At 64.7% G+C, this 18,473-nt stretch carries 19 protein-coding genes; 6 read left to right on the top strand and 13 right to left on the bottom strand.

The window, feature by feature from the left end:
- Positions 1–90: 90 nt before the first annotated feature.
- The 3 genes from CLU90_RS25880 (at position 91) to CLU90_RS25875 (ending at position 1,505) form a co-directional block, all read left to right on the top strand.
- On the top strand, positions 91–654 hold the full coding sequence (locus CLU90_RS25880; RefSeq protein ID WP_092715225.1) for a pseudouridine synthase: 564 nt from the start codon (positions 91–93) through the stop codon (positions 652–654).
- 107 nt (positions 655–761) lie between these two features.
- On the top strand, positions 762–929 hold the full coding sequence (locus CLU90_RS29510; protein WP_157808903.1) for a hypothetical protein: 168 nt from the start codon (positions 762–764) through the stop codon (positions 927–929).
- Positions 930–1,061: 132 nt separating this feature from the next.
- Positions 1,062–1,505 carry a DUF192 domain-containing protein gene (locus CLU90_RS25875; RefSeq protein ID WP_100429204.1) on the top strand — a complete coding sequence of 148 codons (444 nt, stop codon included), beginning with the start codon at positions 1,062–1,064 and terminating at the stop codon, positions 1,503–1,505.
- 160 nt (positions 1,506–1,665) lie between these two features.
- On the opposite strand, the gene rpsT is transcribed toward CLU90_RS25875, so the two are convergent.
- Positions 1,666–1,932: a 30S ribosomal protein S20 gene (gene rpsT, locus CLU90_RS25870; RefSeq protein WP_010395935.1), complete on the bottom strand. Its 267-nt coding sequence runs from the start codon at positions 1,930–1,932 to the stop codon at positions 1,666–1,668.
- Between the two features lie 297 nt (positions 1,933–2,229).
- Here rpsT and murJ point away from each other — a divergent pair, with 297 nt between their 5' ends.
- Positions 2,230–3,777: a murein biosynthesis integral membrane protein MurJ gene (gene murJ / locus CLU90_RS25865; protein ID WP_100429203.1), complete on the top strand. Its 1,548-nt coding sequence runs from the start codon at positions 2,230–2,232 to the stop codon at positions 3,775–3,777.
- A 95-nt stretch (positions 3,778–3,872) separates the two neighbouring features.
- Here murJ and CLU90_RS25860 read toward each other — a convergent pair whose 3' ends face one another.
- From CLU90_RS25860 to gspG, 12 genes are all read right to left on the bottom strand, one after another.
- Entirely contained in the window at positions 3,873–4,370 is a 498-nt protein-coding gene (locus tag CLU90_RS25860; protein WP_100429202.1) for an FxDxF family PEP-CTERM protein, read from the bottom strand.
- Positions 4,371–4,610: 240 nt separating this feature from the next.
- The gene (locus CLU90_RS25855) at positions 4,611–5,261 is read right to left on the bottom strand and encodes a type II secretion system protein (protein WP_100429201.1); all 651 of its coding nucleotides are present in this window, start codon (positions 5,259–5,261) and stop codon (positions 4,611–4,613) included.
- A gap of 5 nt (positions 5,262–5,266) precedes the next feature.
- The gene (locus tag CLU90_RS25850) at positions 5,267–5,659 is read right to left on the bottom strand and encodes a type II secretion system protein (RefSeq protein WP_100429200.1); all 393 of its coding nucleotides are present in this window, start codon (positions 5,657–5,659) and stop codon (positions 5,267–5,269) included.
- A 3-nt stretch (positions 5,660–5,662) separates the two neighbouring features.
- Positions 5,663–6,154, bottom strand: coding sequence for a type II secretion system protein (locus CLU90_RS25845; protein WP_100429199.1), 492 nt, complete (start codon positions 6,152–6,154; stop codon positions 5,663–5,665).
- The gene (locus tag CLU90_RS25840) at positions 6,151–8,184 is read right to left on the bottom strand and encodes a secretin N-terminal domain-containing protein (protein ID WP_100429198.1); all 2,034 of its coding nucleotides are present in this window, start codon (positions 8,182–8,184) and stop codon (positions 6,151–6,153) included. The genes CLU90_RS25845 and CLU90_RS25840 overlap by 4 nt, the downstream gene beginning before the upstream one ends.
- The gene (locus CLU90_RS25835; RefSeq protein WP_100429197.1) at positions 8,184–8,705 is read right to left on the bottom strand and encodes a hypothetical protein; all 522 of its coding nucleotides are present in this window, start codon (positions 8,703–8,705) and stop codon (positions 8,184–8,186) included. The genes CLU90_RS25840 and CLU90_RS25835 overlap by 1 nt, the downstream gene beginning before the upstream one ends.
- Entirely contained in the window at positions 8,702–9,274 is a 573-nt protein-coding gene (locus CLU90_RS25830; protein ID WP_100429196.1) for a hypothetical protein, read from the bottom strand. Before CLU90_RS25830 ends, CLU90_RS25835 begins: the two co-directional genes overlap by 4 nt.
- Complete coding sequence (locus tag CLU90_RS25825) at positions 9,271–9,819, bottom strand: hypothetical protein (RefSeq protein ID WP_092715206.1); 549 nt, start codon at positions 9,817–9,819, stop codon at positions 9,271–9,273. Before CLU90_RS25825 ends, CLU90_RS25830 begins: the two co-directional genes overlap by 4 nt.
- On the bottom strand, positions 9,816–10,634 hold the full coding sequence (locus CLU90_RS25820) for a hypothetical protein (RefSeq protein ID WP_157808902.1): 819 nt from the start codon (positions 10,632–10,634) through the stop codon (positions 9,816–9,818). The genes CLU90_RS25825 and CLU90_RS25820 overlap by 4 nt, the downstream gene beginning before the upstream one ends.
- Complete coding sequence (locus CLU90_RS25815) at positions 10,627–12,321, bottom strand: GspE/PulE family protein (protein WP_092715202.1); 1,695 nt, start codon at positions 12,319–12,321, stop codon at positions 10,627–10,629. Before CLU90_RS25815 ends, CLU90_RS25820 begins: the two co-directional genes overlap by 8 nt.
- Entirely contained in the window at positions 12,318–13,523 is a 1,206-nt protein-coding gene (locus tag CLU90_RS25810) for a type II secretion system F family protein (RefSeq protein WP_100429194.1), read from the bottom strand. Before CLU90_RS25810 ends, CLU90_RS25815 begins: the two co-directional genes overlap by 4 nt.
- A gap of 36 nt (positions 13,524–13,559) precedes the next feature.
- Positions 13,560–14,003 carry a type II secretion system major pseudopilin GspG gene (gene gspG / locus CLU90_RS25805; protein ID WP_034751618.1) on the bottom strand — a complete coding sequence of 148 codons (444 nt, stop codon included), beginning with the start codon at positions 14,001–14,003 and terminating at the stop codon, positions 13,560–13,562.
- 475 nt (positions 14,004–14,478) lie between these two features.
- Between gspG and CLU90_RS25800 the strand changes: the two genes are divergently transcribed.
- Complete coding sequence (locus CLU90_RS25800; RefSeq protein WP_092715198.1) at positions 14,479–15,237, top strand: NF038120 family PEP-CTERM protein; 759 nt, start codon at positions 14,479–14,481, stop codon at positions 15,235–15,237.
- Between the two features lie 41 nt (positions 15,238–15,278).
- Positions 15,279–18,431 carry a S8 family serine peptidase gene (locus CLU90_RS25795; protein ID WP_100429193.1) on the top strand — a complete coding sequence of 1,051 codons (3,153 nt, stop codon included), beginning with the start codon at positions 15,279–15,281 and terminating at the stop codon, positions 18,429–18,431.
- Positions 18,432–18,473 lie beyond the last annotated feature (42 nt).

The raw sequence follows: 18,473 nt of genomic DNA, 5'->3' as shown, positions 1-18,473 counted from the left end.
TTCACATTATGCACCAGTATCTTACAGGGCGCCACGCTTTTGCGGCGCCGACCAGCAGCCACCATCGTTTACATCAATTCCTCTACCAGCATGCCACTCATCCTCTTCAATAAACCGTTCCAGGTCCTGTGCCAGTTTTCGCCGCAGGAGGGCCGCGCCACCCTGGCCGACCATCTCACCATCCCCGGCATCTATCCGGCCGGCCGGCTCGACGCCGACAGCGAAGGCTTGCTGCTGCTGACGGACGACGGCCGCCTGCAGCACGAGATCAGCCATCCGGACCGCAAGGAAGCGAAAACCTATCTGGTGCAGGTCGACGGCGTGCCCGATGCGGCCAGCTTGGCGCGCCTGCAGGCGCCGCTGGACCTGGGCGACTTCATCACCAAACCATGCAAGGCCGTGCGCATCGCCGAGCCGGACTGGCTGTGGCCCCGCAATCCACCCATCCGCGCGCGCGCCGACAAGCCGACCTCATGGCTGGCGATCACCTTGAAAGAAGGAAAAAACCGGCAAGTGCGGCGCATGACGGCGGCCGTCGGCCTGCCCACCCTGCGCCTCGTGCGCAGCGCCATCGGCCCGTTCTCGCTGGCCAGCCATCCATTGATGCCGGGAGAATGGTGCGAAGTGCCGGCCGAGAACATAGGCAAAGCGTAAAGCGACCAGGAAAAGCGGCCGCGGCACTCAATTTTTCTAGAAAGCACTATTTATTTTTAGATAATGCAATTAAGATCATCGGACCCTGACATGATACAAAAGGGAAGATGATGAAAAAAGCAATATCAACCCTGGCCGCCTCCCCGCTTGCCGGCGCCGCACTGGCCCAGTCGGGCGCCCAGGTGCACGCTTCCGCCGCGACCGATGCGGCGCGCCTGATTCCCCTGGCACGCAAGACGAAGCAGCCCGCCGAAGCAGGCAAGCCCGTCAAGTAAACGCAGTTTCCGGGGTGGCGACGGCGAGCATGTTGCGGTAACCCCACGCTTTCGGCGCGGCCGGGCGGCAGGCTTGACCAGGCGTGCGCCAGCATGGCTTAATCGCCGCTTCGATCGCCACCGCCCCGCCCCATGAAAAATTGCCTGCGCCGTCTCAGTCTGTCCATCGCCCTGCTGTCTTGCGTCAGCATGGCCCAGGCGCAAACGAGGAGCTTGCAACTGTCAGCCGGCATGCATTTGATCCAGGCGGAAGTGGCCGCCACGGAAGCGCAGCGCGAACAGGGCTTGATGTACCGCGAAAAGATGCCGGCCAATGCAGGCATGCTGTTTGTCTTTGGCAATTCATCCACGCAATGCATGTGGATGAAAAACACGCCGCTGCCCCTGTCGGTGGCCTTTATCGATGCCAGCGGCAAGATCGTCAACATCGAAGACATGCAGCCGCACACGCTCGACAGCCATTGCTCCACCAAGACCGTGCCCGTGCGCTATGCGCTGGAAATGCATCTGGGCTGGTTCAAGCAAAAGAACATCAAGCCAGGCATGAGCATCGGCAACTTGCCGGCGGCGCGCTAGCGCGCAAGATACGGGCGACCGCAGACGGCCACGGCCTTAAAAACCGGCGCGGGAACGCGAAAAAACCCGCCAGAACGAATCTGCGGGTTTTTGCTTTTCAACCAGTGCCAGCGTACCGGCACAGGCAAGGCCACCATGGTGGCTTGCCTGCTGGCGAATATTAAGCGGACAGTGCTTTCAAAGCAGCTGCCAGACGGCTCTTATGGCGAGCTGCCTTGTTTTTGTGGATGATCTTCTTGTCAGCGATACGGTCGATGGTCGACACGGATGCTTGGAAGATTGCAGCAGCAGCTGCCTTGTCGCCGCCCTGGATCGCTTTGCGAGCAGCTTTGATAGCCGTGCGCAAGGTCGAACGTTGGGACGAATTGTGTGCGTTTTGCTTAACTGCTTGACGAGCGCGTTTGCGCGCTTGTGCGGTATTTGCCATGGAATTTCCTAAAACAGGGTCAAAGTGCGTTTGCAAACATTAGTGTTTGCCAACCGGTGCGTTCTGTGCGTCTGCCGAACCATGTGTGCCAAACCAGTGCCTGTCAAACATTAGTGTCTGCGTAACAGAATTCTGTACAGCCTTCGATTATAGCGATATTTTCAAGCGGGGGCAAATCAAAAAACCGTGTGTCACGCCAAAAACACGTGAAAATGAGGCGGGCAAGGGCGAATCGGCAGCGATTGTTACCATATTTTAACCGTTTTCCGGTACCGCTCCCGGCTATAATCTGCCCCCATGAACTTGCTTAAAACCCTCGCCGCCATTTCCAGCATGACCATGCTGTCCCGTGTAACCGGATTATTGCGCGAGAGCCTGTTCGCGCGCGCCTTTGGCGCCGGCGCCTACACGGACGCCTTCATTGTTGCCTTCCGCATCCCCAACCTGTTGCGCCGGCTGTTTGCCGAGGGGGCGTTCTCGCAAGCCTTCGTGCCGATCTTGTCTGAATACAAGAACCAGCATGGCCAGGAAGCGAGCAAGCAGCTGGCCGACCACGTGGCCACCACGCTCGTCTGGGCCACCTTGCTCGTGTCCGCCATCGGCATCATCGGCGCGCCCTGGTTCGTGTATGCGATCGCCACGGGCCTGACCAAGGATGCGGGCGCTTTTGACGCGGCCGTGTGGATGACGCGGCTGATGTTTCCTTATATTAGTTGCATGTCCTTCGTGGCCCTGGCTGGCGGCATCCTGAACACCTGGCGCGAATTCAAGATTCCCGCGTTCACGCCGGTGCTGCTGAACCTGTCGTTCATCGCCGCCTCGCTGTTCCTCGCTCCCTATTTGAAACAACCGATCTACGCCATGGCCATTGCCGTGTTCGCCGGTGGCCTGCTGCAGGTGGCCATCCAGATTCCCGCGCTGATCAAGATCGGCATGCTGCCGCGCCTGTCGATCAATCCCGCCATCGGCCTGTCCGACGGCGGCGTGCGCCGCGTGCTGAAAAAGATGGGACCGGCCGTGTTCGCCGTCTCGGCAGCGCAGATCAGCCTGATGATCAACACGAGCATCGCCTCGCGCCTGGCCGAGGGCAGCATTTCCTGGCTGTCGTATGCGGACCGCCTGATGGAGTTCCCCACCGCCATGCTGGGCGTGGCCCTGGGCACCATCTTGCTGCCCAGCCTGTCGAAGGCGAATGTGGATGGCGACAAGACGGAATACTCGGCCCTGCTGGACTGGGGTTTGCGCCTGACCTTTTTGCTGGCCCTGCCCGCCGCCGTTGGCATGGCCACCCTGGCCACGCCGCTGATCGCCACCCTCTTCCATTATGGCAAGTTCACGGCCGAATCCGTGACCATGTCGACGCAGCCGCTGGTGGCCTACAGCCTTGGCCTGATCGGCATCATCCTCGTGAAAACCCTGGCGCCCGCCTTCTATGCGCGCCAGGACATCCGCACGCCCGTGAAGATCGCCATCGGCGTCTTGATCGCCACGCAGCTGATGAATCTGCTGTTCGTGCCCTACATCGCCGTGGCCGGCCTGGCCCTGTCGATCGGCCTGGGCGCCTGCCTGAACGCCAGTTTTCTGTACTGGGGCTTGCGCAAGCGCGGCATCTACCAGCCGAAACCGGGCTGGGCCAAGTTCTTCCTGCGCCTGCTGCCGGCACTCATCGTGATGGGCGGCGTGGCGTATCTGGGCGCCGCGCACATCGACTGGATCGCCATGCAAGCCCATCCGCTGCTGCGGGCCGGCACCCTGGCCCTGGTGGTGGCCCTGTGCGGCGTGGCGTACTTTGCCACCTTATTTGCCGTAGGCTTCCGCTTCCGTGATTTCAAGCGCCACGCGTGATTGCGCAGGACGCTGTTGCCGGCGTCTCGCATCAAGCAGTTGATCCAGACGAAAAAAAACCCGCCGAAGCGGGTTTTTTTCATTGCAACGTAAGCTTAAGCAGCTTTCTTGGCGCGACGGCGTGCCACGGCGCCAACCAGCGCCAGGCCGCCCAGCAGCATGCCATAGGTTTCTGGTTCTGGTACTGGCAGGGCCGAAACCGTACCGACGTACTGAACATTTTTCACCAGGGTCAGGCCCGAGACTTTCACCGTGTAGGTGCCTGCGGCCAGTTGGCCTGCCCAGCTCAGATTCTGGATACCGGTAGACGTGCTTTTGGTCAGGTCGCCATAACCGACGAGGGTAGCAGCGAAATCCTTGATCGCGCCGTTAGCCACGGAGAACGTTTGCAGTGCACCGAACGAGGTCGACGATGGGGCCAGCAACTGGAAAGTCCACGAATCATCGATTACCGAATCGACGGCGAACTTGGTCGTGAAAGCCGACAGGGTATCGGAACCGGTTGGATCCAGGATGCCCAGGTCGTAGGTTGCTGCCGATGCGCTGAACGATGCTGCTGCCATGATGCCTGCAGCGATAAATTTCAATTTCATAGTTTATCCCTTAAAAAGTAATTTATGGCTGCAATGCGCAGGCCACCAATAGTTTTAGTACCGGAAGTACTGAACGGAATGGTAGCATAATTACATCGAAATACTTATAAATATTTTATCTAAGTTTCGCCTTAGATAACTATTTTCGAAATGAAATATTTGCCTATATCTATGAATTTCCACAAAAGAATAGTTACCGGCGAACGTATTTATTTTTCCCATGTTTTAAGGTAAAAACGCCTACTCGGCAATGTTTTCGGCAGGATTTTGCTGTTCAGGCGCCTCAATTGGCTCTGCTGGCTCAGGTTCTTGCGGCGGGGTAACAGGGCGGAAAAACAACGGTGGCGCCGGCACACTGGGCGCGATGCCTGCTTCATCACTCGCCGGCACGGCCGCCGCTCCCGCGGATGGCAGGGACGCCGCCCGGGAATCGGCCATGAAGCGCCACTCCGAAAAATGCGCCTTGCCTTCGAAGCCGACAAACCGGGCCTCGAAATTGCCAACTTTTAATGGCGCCGCCTGCGACAGGCTGTGCACGCCAATGATGCCGTTGCTGCCAGGCTGATAGAGCAGGCCCCACTCGGCGCGTCCCGTGATGGGATCGACAAACAGCTTGCGCAGATGCCGGCGCAGCTGGGGCGTGCGGGGATCGCGCAACAAGGAGGCCAAGGTCGGCGGCTGTTGCGGCTGGCCCGGCGGCGTGGCGGCCGCATAGCTGTAGAGCGCATCTGCAAACTGCGCGCCGATGTCGAGCAGTTCCTGCTCGGCCGCCTGGCGCTGCAGCAAGGAACCCATCTTCAGCCCGGCCGCCCCCACGAGACCCAGGATGGCCACCAGAATGATCAGGCCCAGATACGTAAAACCGCGCTGGCCGCGCGCAGACCGGTGCATGGCCGCTACCAGTCGGCAAACGGCGTGCCGCTGCGGTCCTTGCCGGGCGCGCCGCTTTTCACGTCATACACCTGGCCCGGCGTATCGTCGGGCGGCGGCACGATGAGCCAGCTGCTGTCGCTGTCCGTGATGGGATCGATGGGCATGGCGCGCAGGTATTTCTTTTCCACCAGTTGCTCCAGGGAATCGGGATAGCGCCCCGTATCGCCGTGGAACTGGTCGATGGTGGTGCGCAGGTTGCGCAAATTATCCGCCAGCACGGTTTCCTTCGCCTTGTCGAGACTGGGAAAATAACGGGGCACGGCCAGGGTCAGCAGCAGCGCCACGATGCCGAGCACCACCAGCAATTCGATCAGGGTAAAGCCGCGCGCGCGGACTCGGGGTTTTTCAGCGGGCATGGTTCACCATAAACGGTAGGGCACGTTGTTCAATCCCGTCTTGCCGGATGTGCTGTACACATCGTACACATCGTCGCCTTCGCGCGGCTCGGCCGCCTCGCTGGCGTAGCTGCGCTTGCCCCAGGTTTGCGCATCGCCGAGGCCCGCGTTCCCATTGAACGGGTCGCGCGGCACGCGGCGCAAAAAGAACATCTTGCTGCGCTTCGGGTTGCGCTGGTCCGGCACGCCCTCGACCAGCAGTTCCAGGCTTTTCGGATAGCCGCTGGCGTCAGGCGCGCGCGCTATGCGGCCCTCGTCGCCGGCCCGTTTATACGCATCGATCCCCTGGCGGATCTCGCGCAGCGCGCGCCGCAATTCCTGTTCCTGGCGCCGCTGCACCGTCACCTGCGTGACGGGGATCACCAGGGTGGCCAGCACGCCCAGGATGGCCAGGGTCACCAGCAGTTCGATCAGGGTGAAACCGTCCCGCCCACCCTGTGCATGCGCCAGTCTCATTTGGCGGGCGGTGGCGGCGCCACGGGCACAGGCTGGCTCGATGACAGCGGCAAGGGCGCCGCCTGCAGCGGCACGGGCTGGCCCGACGATATCGGCAGGGGCGACGGGGCCGGCTCGGGCGACGGCGCCACTTCCGGCGCGGGCACCGTCTGCGGCAGCGGCGCCGGCAGAGCGCCCGGCGTCATCATCGGCTGCGCCGGCGCCGGCTGCATGCCGACGGCCGACGGGCCGGAACGCACGATCACCGTACCCGGCATCTGCGTGGGCGCCTTGGCCGCCATGTCGGGACGGCGGCGGAAGCTGCCTTCAGTGCCGGCCGAGAATTCCGATTCCTTCGCTTCCGGACGCTGCACCGTGCGCACCAGGTGCGGCGTAACCGACAGCACGATTTCCGTCTTCTGGCTGTCATCCTTGCTGCTGCCGAACAGCCGCCCCAGCACGGGGATGTCGCCCAGGCCCGGCACCTTGTTGCCGGAACTGCGTTCCTCATTATTGAGCAGGCCCGCCAGCACCTGGTTTTCGCCATCCTTCAGCTGCAGCATGGTCGACGCCTGGCGCGTGCCGATCTGGTACAGGGTCGAGCCGCTGCGGGTGGTGGTGGCCGCGCCCAGGTTGCTCACTTCGAGCGAGATGCGGATGCCCACTTCATTGTTCAAATAGATGGTCGGCTCGACGTTCACCGTCAGGCCCACGTCCAGGTAGCTGATCGACTCGGAAGCAAAGCCGCCCGTGCCCGGCGAAATGGTGGTGGTCACCACGGGCACCCTGTCGCCGATGACGAATTTCGCCTTTTCCCGGTTGCGCACGCGGATGCGCGGGTTGGCCAGGATGTTCGCGTCGCCATCCGTCTTCTTGAGGTTCGCCGTCACGGACAGGTCGCTCACGCCGATGGTGCGCTGGTTCAGGTTATTCAAATCATTGATGGTCAGGCCTATCCCGCCCGAGGTGGAAAGCGGCGTGAGGGTCAGGCTCGTCGGCCAGGCCACGCCCAGTTCCATCAGGCGACTGCGCTTGACTTCGAGGATTTCCAGCTCCAGCACCACTTCCGCCTCGGGCACGTCCTGCAGCGCGATCAGGCGTTCGGCCAGACGGATCGCCTCGGGCGTGTCGCGCACGATGACGAGGTTGAGCTTTTCATCGGCCACCACGTCGCGCGTTTTCAAAATGGTCTTGAGCGTGTTGGCCACCTGCTTGGCGTCCGCGTTCGCCAGGAAGAAGGTTTTCACCAGCACTTCCTGGTATTCCTTCAATTTTGCCGCCACGTTCGGATAGATCAGGATCGTGTTTGCATCCATCACCTGCTGTTCCAGCTGGTTCGTCACCAGCAGGAAGTAGACGGCCGATTCCACCGTGCTGTTCTTCAGGAAGATCGACGTCTTCGCGTCCGCCTTGACGTCCTTGTCGAAGACGAAATTGAGGCCCGAGCGGCGCGCGATCAGCTCGAACACCTGTTTCAGCGGCGCGTCGCGGAACTCGATCGTGATCGGCTGCTTGTACGACTTGGCCAGGCCCGATTCGACCACGGGCGGCGCCGTTTTTTCGTCGACGTCGCGCAGCAGCGCGCGCGCGCCGGCGTGAGCCGGCTGCTCCGTGAGGATGGCGTTCAGGCGCTGGCGCGCGGGGTCGTAGCGCTTCGCGTCGATATCCTTCTGCGCCTCGGCCAGCAGCTTGCCCTGGCGCTGCTCGCGATCGAGCGCGCGCAAGCCGCTGTTGGCGCGCTCGTTCTGCGCATCGATTTCCAGCACGCTCATGAAGGAGGCACGCGCCAGCTCGGCCTGCCCCGCCTGCGCCTGCCGCTCGGCCTGCTGCAAGCGGCTGCCGGTCGCCCGTTCGCGCGCCTGCAGATAGGCGCTGCGGTATTGCGCGTTGCCGGGGTCTTGCTGCAGCGCTTCCTGCAGCTTTTGCAGGCCGGCCGGCACCTGGTCTTGCGCGATCAGCTCGCGCCCGTCGCGGTAGGCTTGCTGCCCTGCGCAGCCGGACAGCAGCACCAGCAGTACCGGCAGCAGCGCCGATGAAAAGGAACGAGACATCACTCGGAAACTCCAATGTTGAGCTGCTGAACCTGGTTCAACGGCAAGTAGGTAAGCGTCATGACGGGCGGCGCGATCGCCACGACCTTGTAGGCGCCGTCGATGACGGTATTGGCGCGCACGATATACGTCTTGTCGGCGCGCGACAAAAACACTTCCCAGGCGCCGTCGGCGGCCGCCTTGCCCAGGTAGACGAAGGGCAGCGGCGGCGCCATCGGCGGCGGTGGCGGCGGCGCGGCCGTCACCGCCATTTTTGGCGGCGGCGGATTCCAGTTCTGGCTCTGGAAGACCGCGCCGGCGCCGCCAAAGGTATCGCCATCCTCGCCCGCCACTTCGCTGCGCGGCAGCAGGGCCAGGATGGCCGGCTGCGCGGCCGGCGCCTTGGCCGCCGCATGGCGCGCGGGCGCGACGGCCCGCTCCACGGCTTCGGCCACGTCGGCCACGGGCTGGCGCTCGCCGAACAGCAGCAAGGCACCCGCGCCCAGCACGCCGGCCAGCATCAGATAATGGCGCGGGGTCACGGCACCTCTCCCGCAGCGCCCGGCGCATCGCTCAGATAAAAGGTCAGGCGCAAGCGCGCTTCGAGATCCGTATCGGCGATCTGCTCGCGGCGAAAACTCAGTTCGTCGAGCGAGGCGAAAGGGACGGCGCGCAGCGCTTGCAGCGCGAACTGCGACACGGCCGCATAACTGCCCTTCAGCGGCAAGGTCACCTGGTAGGTAGCGACCCGGCTGGCCTTGTCGTAGCCGCTCTTGTATTCACCCTGCGCCAGCAGCAAGCCGTTTTTCGCGGCCAGGTCGAACAGCTGCTTGACCTGCTGCTCCGCGTGGCGCTGCTGTCCCAAGGCGGCATAAAAGCGCGCCAGGTTTTCGCTGGCCGTCGCCGGCGCCGCCGCGGCCACCACGGCCAGCGCTGGCTGCGGCAAGGGCCGCGCTTCCAGCTGCGTCGCCACGGCGCGCTGCTGCCAGGCCCACACCCAGGCGGCCACGCCCAGCGCGAGCAGGGCCACGGCCACGCAGGCTGCCGCGCCCAGGCGGCGCAACAGCAGCTGCGCGCGCAGGCGCAAGGTATTGAGGTCGATGGCCATCATGGCGTGCCCCAGCGCGCTTCGAGTTGGAAGCGCAAGGGTTTGTTCGGATCGAGCGCGTTGATTTCATGGCGCAGCAGCTGCACGCGCGTGCCGAACAGCTCCTGCCGCTTCAATTGCGCGATGTAGGCCACCATGGCGTCGCTGCCGGTGGTTTCGGCCGTGATTTTCAATATCCGCTTGCGCGCGTCCGGTTCCAGCGCCAGCAGCGCGACGGTGGGCGGCGTGGCGCTGGCCAGCGCATCCTGCAGGTCGCGCCACGGCAGGTTCAATTGCAGGATGGCCGCGTTCACGGCCGCCGCCTGTGCGGGTGCGATCGGCGTGGACACCACCGGCGCCGGCCCCTGCGTGGCAGCCAGCACGCGCTGCTGGGCGCGCTGCAACTGTCCCTCGCGCAGCTGCTGGCGCTGCAGCGCGGCGCTGCCGCCGTACGCCGCCGTGACGGCCAGCGCCACGCCCAGCGCGCCGACGCACCACGCCCACGCGGGCACGCGGTGCAGGCTGCGGCGCCAGTTTGGCGGCGCGAAATCGATATCGAGGCGCGTCATGCCACGCCTCCGCTATGCGCCAGCCGGGCGGCAGGCGACAAGGCGCCTTCCCCGTCCGGCGTAGAAAAAAGCTGGCAGTGGAGTTCTTTCGCCGGCGTCAGCCATGCGGACGGCGGCGCGCCGCACAGCTGCAGCAGCGCCGGTGCGCATACGCCTTGCAGCAGCGCCTCGCGCGCCAAGGTCTGCGCCAGCCAGTCCCTGCCAGCGCCAGGCGGCACGGGCAGCGCGCGCACGGCGCGCAGGCGGCCATCGTGGCGCACGCCCAGGGTCAGGGTATTTTCCTGCAACTGGCCAAACCAGGCGCCCGGCTTCAAGGCACCGTGCCAGCGGTTCCAGTGGCGCGCGAATTGCGGCGTAATGAAAATCAGGGCCAGCTTGCGTGCGTCGGCCACGCGCGTCAGCTGCGCCAGCAGCGCACGGGGCACGGCGCAAAAGAAGGGCGCGCGCGCATCCCAGGCGCGGCTCATGTGCCACAGGCCCGGCGCATCGCCATACAGCGACTGGAAGCGCAGCGCGGCGGCCGCCTCGATGTCGACCAGGCGCGCGGCGCCTTGCGGCATGTCCACTTGCCACAGGCGCGCCAGTCCATCGTCGAGCACCACGGACAAGGGCCAGCCCGCGTATTCGCCAGCCGGCAGTATCTGTTCCAGCGCCTGGCCCAGGGCGGCAAAGCCGCCGTACGCCGCGTCGTCCGGTGCATACGCGGCTTCGCCGAGCGAGGTCCATGCGGGCGTGCGCCAGCGGCTGCTGCGCCACAGGCTCACCTTGCCCGCCGCCACGCCCAGGCGCAATCCTTGTCCGAGACCTCTACGCATGCAGGGTGACCCTCTTGATTTCCGTGATGGTGGTGGCGCCCCGCTTGACCAGTTCCAGCGCCGCCAGGCGCAGGCTGCGCGTGCCGTTCGCATACGCGGCCGCCTTGATCTGGCGGATCGGTTTTTTATCGACGATCAGTTCGCGAATTTCATCGGTCAGTACGAGAATCTCGGCGATCGAGCGGCGCCCCTTGTAACCGGTGCCGCGGCAATCGCCGCAACCCTTGCCCTGCTTGAATTGATACTCGCCCACGTCGGCGCGCGCCAGGCCCACGCTGGCCAGCTCACTGTCGTCCGGCGTGTACTCCGTGGCGCAATGGGGGCAGTTGGTGCGGATCAGCCGCTGCGCCCAGATGCCGTTCAGGGCCGAGACGAAGGCATACGGGTCGATGCCCATGTGCGTAAAACGGCCGAACACGTCGAACACATTATTCGCATGCACGGTGGTGAGCACCAGGTGGCCCGTGAGGGCCGACTGCACGGCGATTTCCGCCGTCTCGCGGTCGCGGATCTCGCCCACCATGATCTTGTCGGGGTCGTGGCGCAGGATGGAACGCAAGCCCTTGGCAAAGGTCAGTCCCTTCTTTTCATTGACAGGGATTTGCAAAATGCCGGGCAGCTGATATTCGACGGGGTCTTCGATGGTGATGATCTTTTCGCGCCCGTTATGGATTTCCGTCAGCGCCGCATACAAGGTCGTCGTCTTGCCCGAGCCCGTGGGGCCGGTGACGAGCAGCATGCCATAGGCTTCCTGCGCCAGCGCGCGCAAGGCGACCAGCGATGGCGAGTCAAAGCCCAGCGCTTCGAGGGTCAGCGCGCCATACGCCTCTATCATGGCGCGCTTGTCGAGGATGCGGATGACGGCATCCTCGCCATGGATGCTGGGCATGATGGAGACGCGCAAGTCGATTTCGCGCCCGCCCGATTCGACGCGGAAGCTGCCGTCCTGCGGCACGCGGCGCTCGGCGATATCGAGTTCGGCCAGCACTTTCAGGCGCGAGATGATGTGCTCGGCCACTTCGATGCCGTTGACGGACGTGGCGTGATCGAGCACGCCGTCGACCCTGTACTTGACGGCTAGGCCGCCAGCCGTGCTTTCCAGGTGGATGTCCGAGGCGCCCGCCTTCAGCGCGTCATACAGGGTCGAGTTGACCAGCTTGACGGCGGGGCTGGCCGCTTCCGAGACGCTGGCGAACGACAGCACGGCGGCCGTCTTGCCGTCGCGCCGCGCGTCGGTGGCGGCGCCCGGCAGCAGGCTGTCGACGGCGCGCGCCGATTCTTCCTGCTTCGACAAATAGGCGCCGATGTCGGCCTGCAGCGCCAGGCGCACGTCCAAGACGCCCTGCCCGGCGCGCGCGCCGAGCCAGGTTTGCAGGTCGAGGTCGAACGGGTCGGCGATCACGCCCACCAGCTGGCCGCCGGCGGCGCGCAGCAGCACGCTGTGGCGCGCCAGCGCCTGCGACAGGGGCAGCACGTCGAAGGCGGGAGACAAGGCCAGCATGTCGGCCGTTTCCAGCACGTCCAGGCCGAACGGGCGCGCCAGTTCGCGCACCACGGCGCGCGCCTCGATGCCGCTCAGCTCCTGCAATTCCTCGACCAGGCTGCGCTTCGATTGCCGGCTCAGGATACGCGCGCGCTGCAGCAGCGCGGGATCGATGGCGACAGGAACGGAGGAAATCTGGTTCATGAAATATCGCCGGCAAGGTCAAAGATGGGCATGTACAGCAGGATCACGATGGCGCCCACGACGAGGCCGATGGCGGCCATCAGCAAGGGTTCGAAGGTGCGCGTAAAACGGTCGATCCAGCGGCTGATTTCGCCGTCGTAAAAAGCGGCCGACTGCGTCAGCATGGGCCCCATGTCGCCCGTGCGCTCGCCCACGCGCAGCATGCGCAGGGAAATGGGCGTCGTCAATTGGTGCTGCTCGAACGCCGACGACAGGGGCTGGCCCGCCTCGATGGCGCCGCGCGCCCGCTGCAAGGACGCCTGCATGCCCGGCGAGACCATGGCCTGCACGGTGGCGATCGCCTGCACGATGGTGATGCCGCCCTCGGCCAGCATGCCCAGGGTCAGGTACAGGCGCGACAATTCATAGATGCGCACGCGCTCGCCGATGCCGGGCAGTTTCGCCAGCAGGCGCGCCACGCCGCCATTGCGCAGCACGCGCCGCACGGCAGTCAACACGATGCTGCCGACCAGCGCCAGGCCCAGCAGCAACAGCACGCCGTGTTCGGTGACGAACTGGCCCCAGCTGAGCATCACTTGCGACATCCACGGCAGGTTGCGCCCGGCGCCCTGGTATACCTCGGCGAAACGGGGCACCACATAGCTGATCAGGAAGGCGCTGACGCCGCCGCCCACGGCCAGCAGGATGGCGGGATAGATGGCGGCGCTGACGATCTTGGACCGCACCGCATCGATGCGCTGCTGGTAATCGATGTAACGCGACAGCGCGCGCGGCAAGTCGCTCGTGCCCTCGGCCGCCTTGACGATGCCGATGTACAAGGGAGGAAACAGTTCAGATTGCTCGCCCAGCACGGCGGAAAAGCGCTTGCCTTCGCGTAAGCCTTCCAGCAGGCGCGTGAGCACGCTGCGCGTGGCCGGCGAGGCTTCCTTTTCCAGCAAGGCTTCCAGCGCTTCGACGATGCCCAGGCCCGCCTGCAGCAGCGCCAGCAATTCCTGGCTGAACAGCAGCAGGGGCAGCGCCCGCGCCCGCTGGCGCCCGGCCGCGCTGAACGGCGTGGCCCGCACGGGGCGGATGGCGCTGACGAACAGGCCGCGCGCCTCGGCCTGGCGGCGCGCGTCGGCCTCGTCGCGCCCGTCGATCACGCACGTCTGCAAGGTAGCTACGGCCTGGTCCGTGGAAAGCGCGCGTACTTCGAACTGCATGATGGCTTGTCCGTAGGAAAAAGAATGGTGCTGGCGCTATTGCGAGCTGATGTCGGCATTCTCGCCGCTGCCGCCCGGCTGGCCATCCTTGCCCATCGAGACGATGTCGTACTCGCCCTTGCTGCCGGGTGCGCGGTATTGATAGGCATGACCCCACGGGTCGAGCGGCACGGCTTTTTTCAGGTAGGGGCCATTCCAGCGCGTGCCGGCGGCGGGCGGCGCCACCAGCAGCGCGGCCAAACCCTCTTCCGTGGTCGGATAGCGCCCCACGTCGAGGCGGTAGGTGTCGAGCGATTTTTCAAACGCCTCGATCTGCGCCTTGGCCACCGTCACTTCCGACTTGCCCAACTGGGCGAAATACTTGGGGCCGACATACGCCGCCAGCAAGCCGATGATCACGATCACGACCAGCAATTCGAGCAAGGTAAAGCCGCGCGCATGGCGCGTTGCCGCAAGGTTCTGCCTGTGTGCTGCATGCATCCGCTAACTCCTTATTGCCTACCTTCAATACATTGCGTCGCCATGCGCGGCGGATGGCCACGCACGGGCGACACGCGCTTGCCTGATGCGTATCAGCCTACCATGCCGGTTATGGTTAATACAATCTTTTCTTTGTACTGTGAACAACAAATTCTCGCGGAAACCATCCAGTGTGCGCGAAACCGCCACGGCGCCGCGCGCGCTTGACAGCCTGGTTAATTACTCAACTATTTTCAATCCAGAAACTATCTACTCCTGGTTACCAACTCATAGTAAATGATGAATTTTATTCATTCATTATTTGTAACTTTCAAATTAAATTTGCAAGAATATCAAACAATGAAATTGCCTCTTTTGCTATAGTAAAAATCAATTTTCTACGCATTGGTCCGCATTAATCCTATCCGGCCGCGCAGGAGAGAGCATCCCAGACGCAAAACATATTGCATCCTACATAATCACCAAGGGAAAATTCATGACTCGTATTGTGCATTCGAAGGCAACTGCCGCAGCAAGTCCTTTCTCGGCCAAGCAGTGGACCGGCGCCGCCATCCTGGCCCTGTCCGCCGCCTGGGCCCCCGCCGCCATCGCGGACGTGATCAACTTTGACAACGTCGACAGCCAGTTCGTCGGCCATGGCGACTCCCTGGAATTTGGCAAATTCCTGCTGACGGGTGCTTCGAATGCCGCCGGTGCCAATTATGGCGACCTGGTCGGCGCCGTGTTCGATGGCACGGATCGGGCCGCCTGCGGCATGGCGTGCCCGACCAACAATACGAGCAATTACTATGCATCGCTGAACGACGGCATCGTCTACCTCGATCCGCTGAAGACGGGCGGCAGCGTCAGCCTGCAGGGCTTCGACGCCAGCTTCATCGGCTACGCCCAGGGCGTCACCTATCCGGCCGTGGCCGGCCTGCTGCGCGTGCAAGGCTTCTACGCCAACGGTTCTTCCATCTATGAAACCTATCAGCTGGGCGGCCCCGTCGGCGGCAACTTCCTGTTCCAGCACTACAACACCAGCGCCAGCTTCGGCAGCCAGCAATTCGCCTCGCTGGCCTTCTTCGGCTTCACTTGCAACACGGCCGGCAGTTGCAATGCCTTCAGCACCAACAAGGGCCAGTTTGCGCTCGACAATATCGTCGCCTCGGTACCGGAGCCATCGACCTACGCGATGATGCTGCTGGGCCTGGCAGGCATCGGTTTCGCGGCGCGCCGTCGCCAGCAAGCCTGATCTTCCCTTTCGATTCCGCTACCGTCACCAGGAAACCCTACATGACATTCCGTCCCGCCTTGCGTCCCATTTCGCTCGCCGTGCTGAGCCTGTTTGCCAGCCTCAGCTTCCAGGCCCACGCCGACGACCTGCGCCGCCCCTACATCGTGCAGCTGACCGACAAACCGATCGCCTCCTACACTGGCTCGGTGGAAGGCCTCGATGCCACCCAGCCTGCCGCCGGCAGCCGCCTCGACCTGGCCAGCACGCAAGTGCAGCTGTACGGCGACTACCTTGAGCAGAAACAGGCGCGGGTACAGGCGCTCGTCGCCGCCGCGCCCGTGCAATACCAGTACAAGATCGTCCTCAACGGTTTTTCCGCCCTGCTGACCGACGCCGAAGTGCGCCAGCTGCAGGCGAGCGGCGAAGTGGCCAGCATCGCGCCCGACGAGCCGCGCGCCCTGCAAACGAACTACACGCCCACCTTCCTGGGCCTGGACCAGCCGGGCGGCCTGTGGAGCCAGCTGGGCGGCAAGCAGCATGCGGGCGAGAACATCATCATCGGCATCGTCGATGGCGGCGTGTGGCCGGAAAACCTGTCGTATGCGGACAAGGTCGACGCCAACGGCGCCCCAACCTTCGACCCGAACGCCACCCTGGCCTACGGCCCCGCGCCGGCCGCCTGGAAAGGCAGCTGCCAGGCAGGCGAAGGCTTTACGTCCGACCACTGCAACAACAAGCTGCTGGGCGCGCAATACTTCAACGCCGTGCGCCTGACCGAGACGGACAAGATCCAGCACTGGAGCGAATTCACCTCGCCGCGCGACTCCATCGGCGACCCGAACGGCGAAGGCGGCCACGGCACGCACACCTCGTCCACCGCGGGCGGCAACGCGGGCGTGCCCGTGACCGTCAACGGCACGCCGCTGGGCGCCATTTCCGGCGTGGCGCCGCGCGCCCGCCTGTCCGTCTACAAGGTGTGCTGGTCGTACAACCTGGCCACCCAGCCGACCGGTGCGAAGAACGGCTGCTACGGTGGCGACAGCGTGGCGGCGATCGAAAAAGCCGTGCAGGATGGCGTGCACGTGATCAACTACTCGATCAGCGGCGGCGGCACCGTCAATGACCCGGTCGAGCAAGCCTTCCTGCATGCGTCGAATGCGGGCGTCTTCGTTGCCGCGTCCGCCGGCAATGCGGGACCGGCGAACACGGTAGCCCACGTCAGCCCGTGGATCACGACGGTGGCCGCCTCGACGCATAACCGCGCCAACCAGGCCAAGGTGACTTTGAGCAATGGCTCCAGCTACACGGGCGCTTCGCTCAACTACAACCCGCTGCCTGCCACCGCCCTGATCCGCGCGCAAGACGCGGGCCTGCCCGGCGCCGATGCGCAAAAACTGGCCCTGTGCTATCGCGCCGGCGACAACGGCGGCGTGGCCCTGCTGGACCCGGCCAAGGTCGCCGGCAAGGTCGTCAGCTGCCTGCGCGGCACCACGGCGCGTACCGACAAGGGCGTCGCCGTGCTCGAAGCGGGCGGCGCCGGCATGGTGCTGGTCGACACGGGCGTGGGCCTGGTGTCCGACCCGCACGTGCTGCCGGCCGTGCACGTGAGCGCCGCCGATGGCGCGCTGATCAACGCCCAGGCGCAAACGGGCGCGGCCACGGCCGCCATCTCGCGCTTCGTCACCAACGGCAACGGCCCCGCCGCCCCCGTGGTGGCCGACTTCTCGTCGCGCGGCCCGAACCTGTACGACGCCAACCTGCTCAAGCCGGACGTCACCGCGCCGGGCGTGGACATCCTGGCCGGCGGCACGCCTGCCCTGTCGCGCGCCCAGCGCGACGCCGTGCAGGATGGCAGCCTGGTACCGGCGCAAGCCTACATCTTCCTGCAAGGCACCTCGATGGCCAGCCCGCACGTGGCCGGCCTGGCCGCCCTGCTGCGCCAGCAGCATCCGGACTGGAGCCCGGCCGCCATCAAGTCGGCCCTGATGACGACCGGCAGCGCCACCTTGCCCGACATCCAGGCCGGCGACGCGCGCGGCATCCTGCCATGGGGCCAGGGCGCGGGCCACGTGACGCCAAACAAGGCGACCGATCCGGGCCTCGTGTATGACGCCAGCCTGGCCGACTACAAGAAATACATGTGCGGCGTCGGCATGACGGCCGAATGCGCGGGCGGCACCCTGGCCGGCTACAATCTGAACATGCCGTCCATCACCATCGGCAACGTGCTGGGCACGCAAACGGTGACGCGCCACGTCACCAACGTGGGCAGCAGCAGCGCCACCTACACGGCCAGCGCCTCGCTCAGCGGCTACAGCGTGACGGTAACGCCTGCCACCCTGGCACTGGCGCCCGGCGAAACCAAGTCCTTCACCGTGACCCTGGCGCGCACGACGGCGCCGGACAATGCCTGGCAGTATGGCGCCCTCGTGTGGAGCGACGGCGTGCACACGGTGCGCAGCCCCGTCACGGCCCGCTCGGGCCGCGCGGTGCAGTCGCCCGCATTGCTGCAAGCCGACAAGGTCAGCGGCCTGCGTTCGCTGACCCTGTCCACCGGCTTTGCCGGCAAGGTCGGCGCGGCGACGGGCGGCCTGAAGGAAGTGGCGCGCAGCGAGCAAACCGTCAACCAGGCCGCGCCGGGCAGCGTGGAAACGCTGGCGCAGATGGCCGACGCGTGCAAGGCGGGCGGCAGCGGCGTGCGCGCAGTCAATGTCAGCATTCCCGCCAGCACCGTCGTGGCGCGCTTCGAAATCTTCGACCGCGACACCACGGAAGGCGCCGGCAATGACCTCGACATGCTGCTGCTCAACAGCGCCGGCGCAACGGTCGCCACCTCGGCCACGGCCGGCTCGAACGAGGCCATCACCGTCACCACCCCGGCGGCAGGCAACTACAAGGTGTGCGTGATCGGCTACGAACTGGCAAATGGCGTCTCGACCGGCTTCGGCCTGTCGTCGGCCGTCGTCACGACAGCCGACAAGGGCGGCAACCTGAAAGCCACCCTGCCAACCAAGGTATATGTGGGCGGCAGCGCCACGGCCGGCGTCAGCTGGTCGGGGCTGGAAACGGGCAAACGCTACCTGGGCGGCGTGGTCTTCCTTGATGGCAACAACGCGGCGGCATCCACCACCGTGCTGTCGGTGGAGACCAACAACCCCTTGCCGCTGGCCGTCCCCAGCCAGCGTAACGTGAGGGCGGACGCCAAGCTGTAACGGTATCGCTCATGCAGTAACACGGCGCGCCCTGCGGGGCGC

Origin of the sequence: Janthinobacterium sp. 67 (genome assembly GCF_002797895.1) — a bacterium.
Classification (GTDB): Bacteria; Pseudomonadota; Gammaproteobacteria; order Burkholderiales; family Burkholderiaceae_D; genus Janthinobacterium.
The sequence above is the reverse complement of the archived record's forward strand: the minus strand, read 5'-3'. Positions and strand labels throughout refer to the sequence as shown.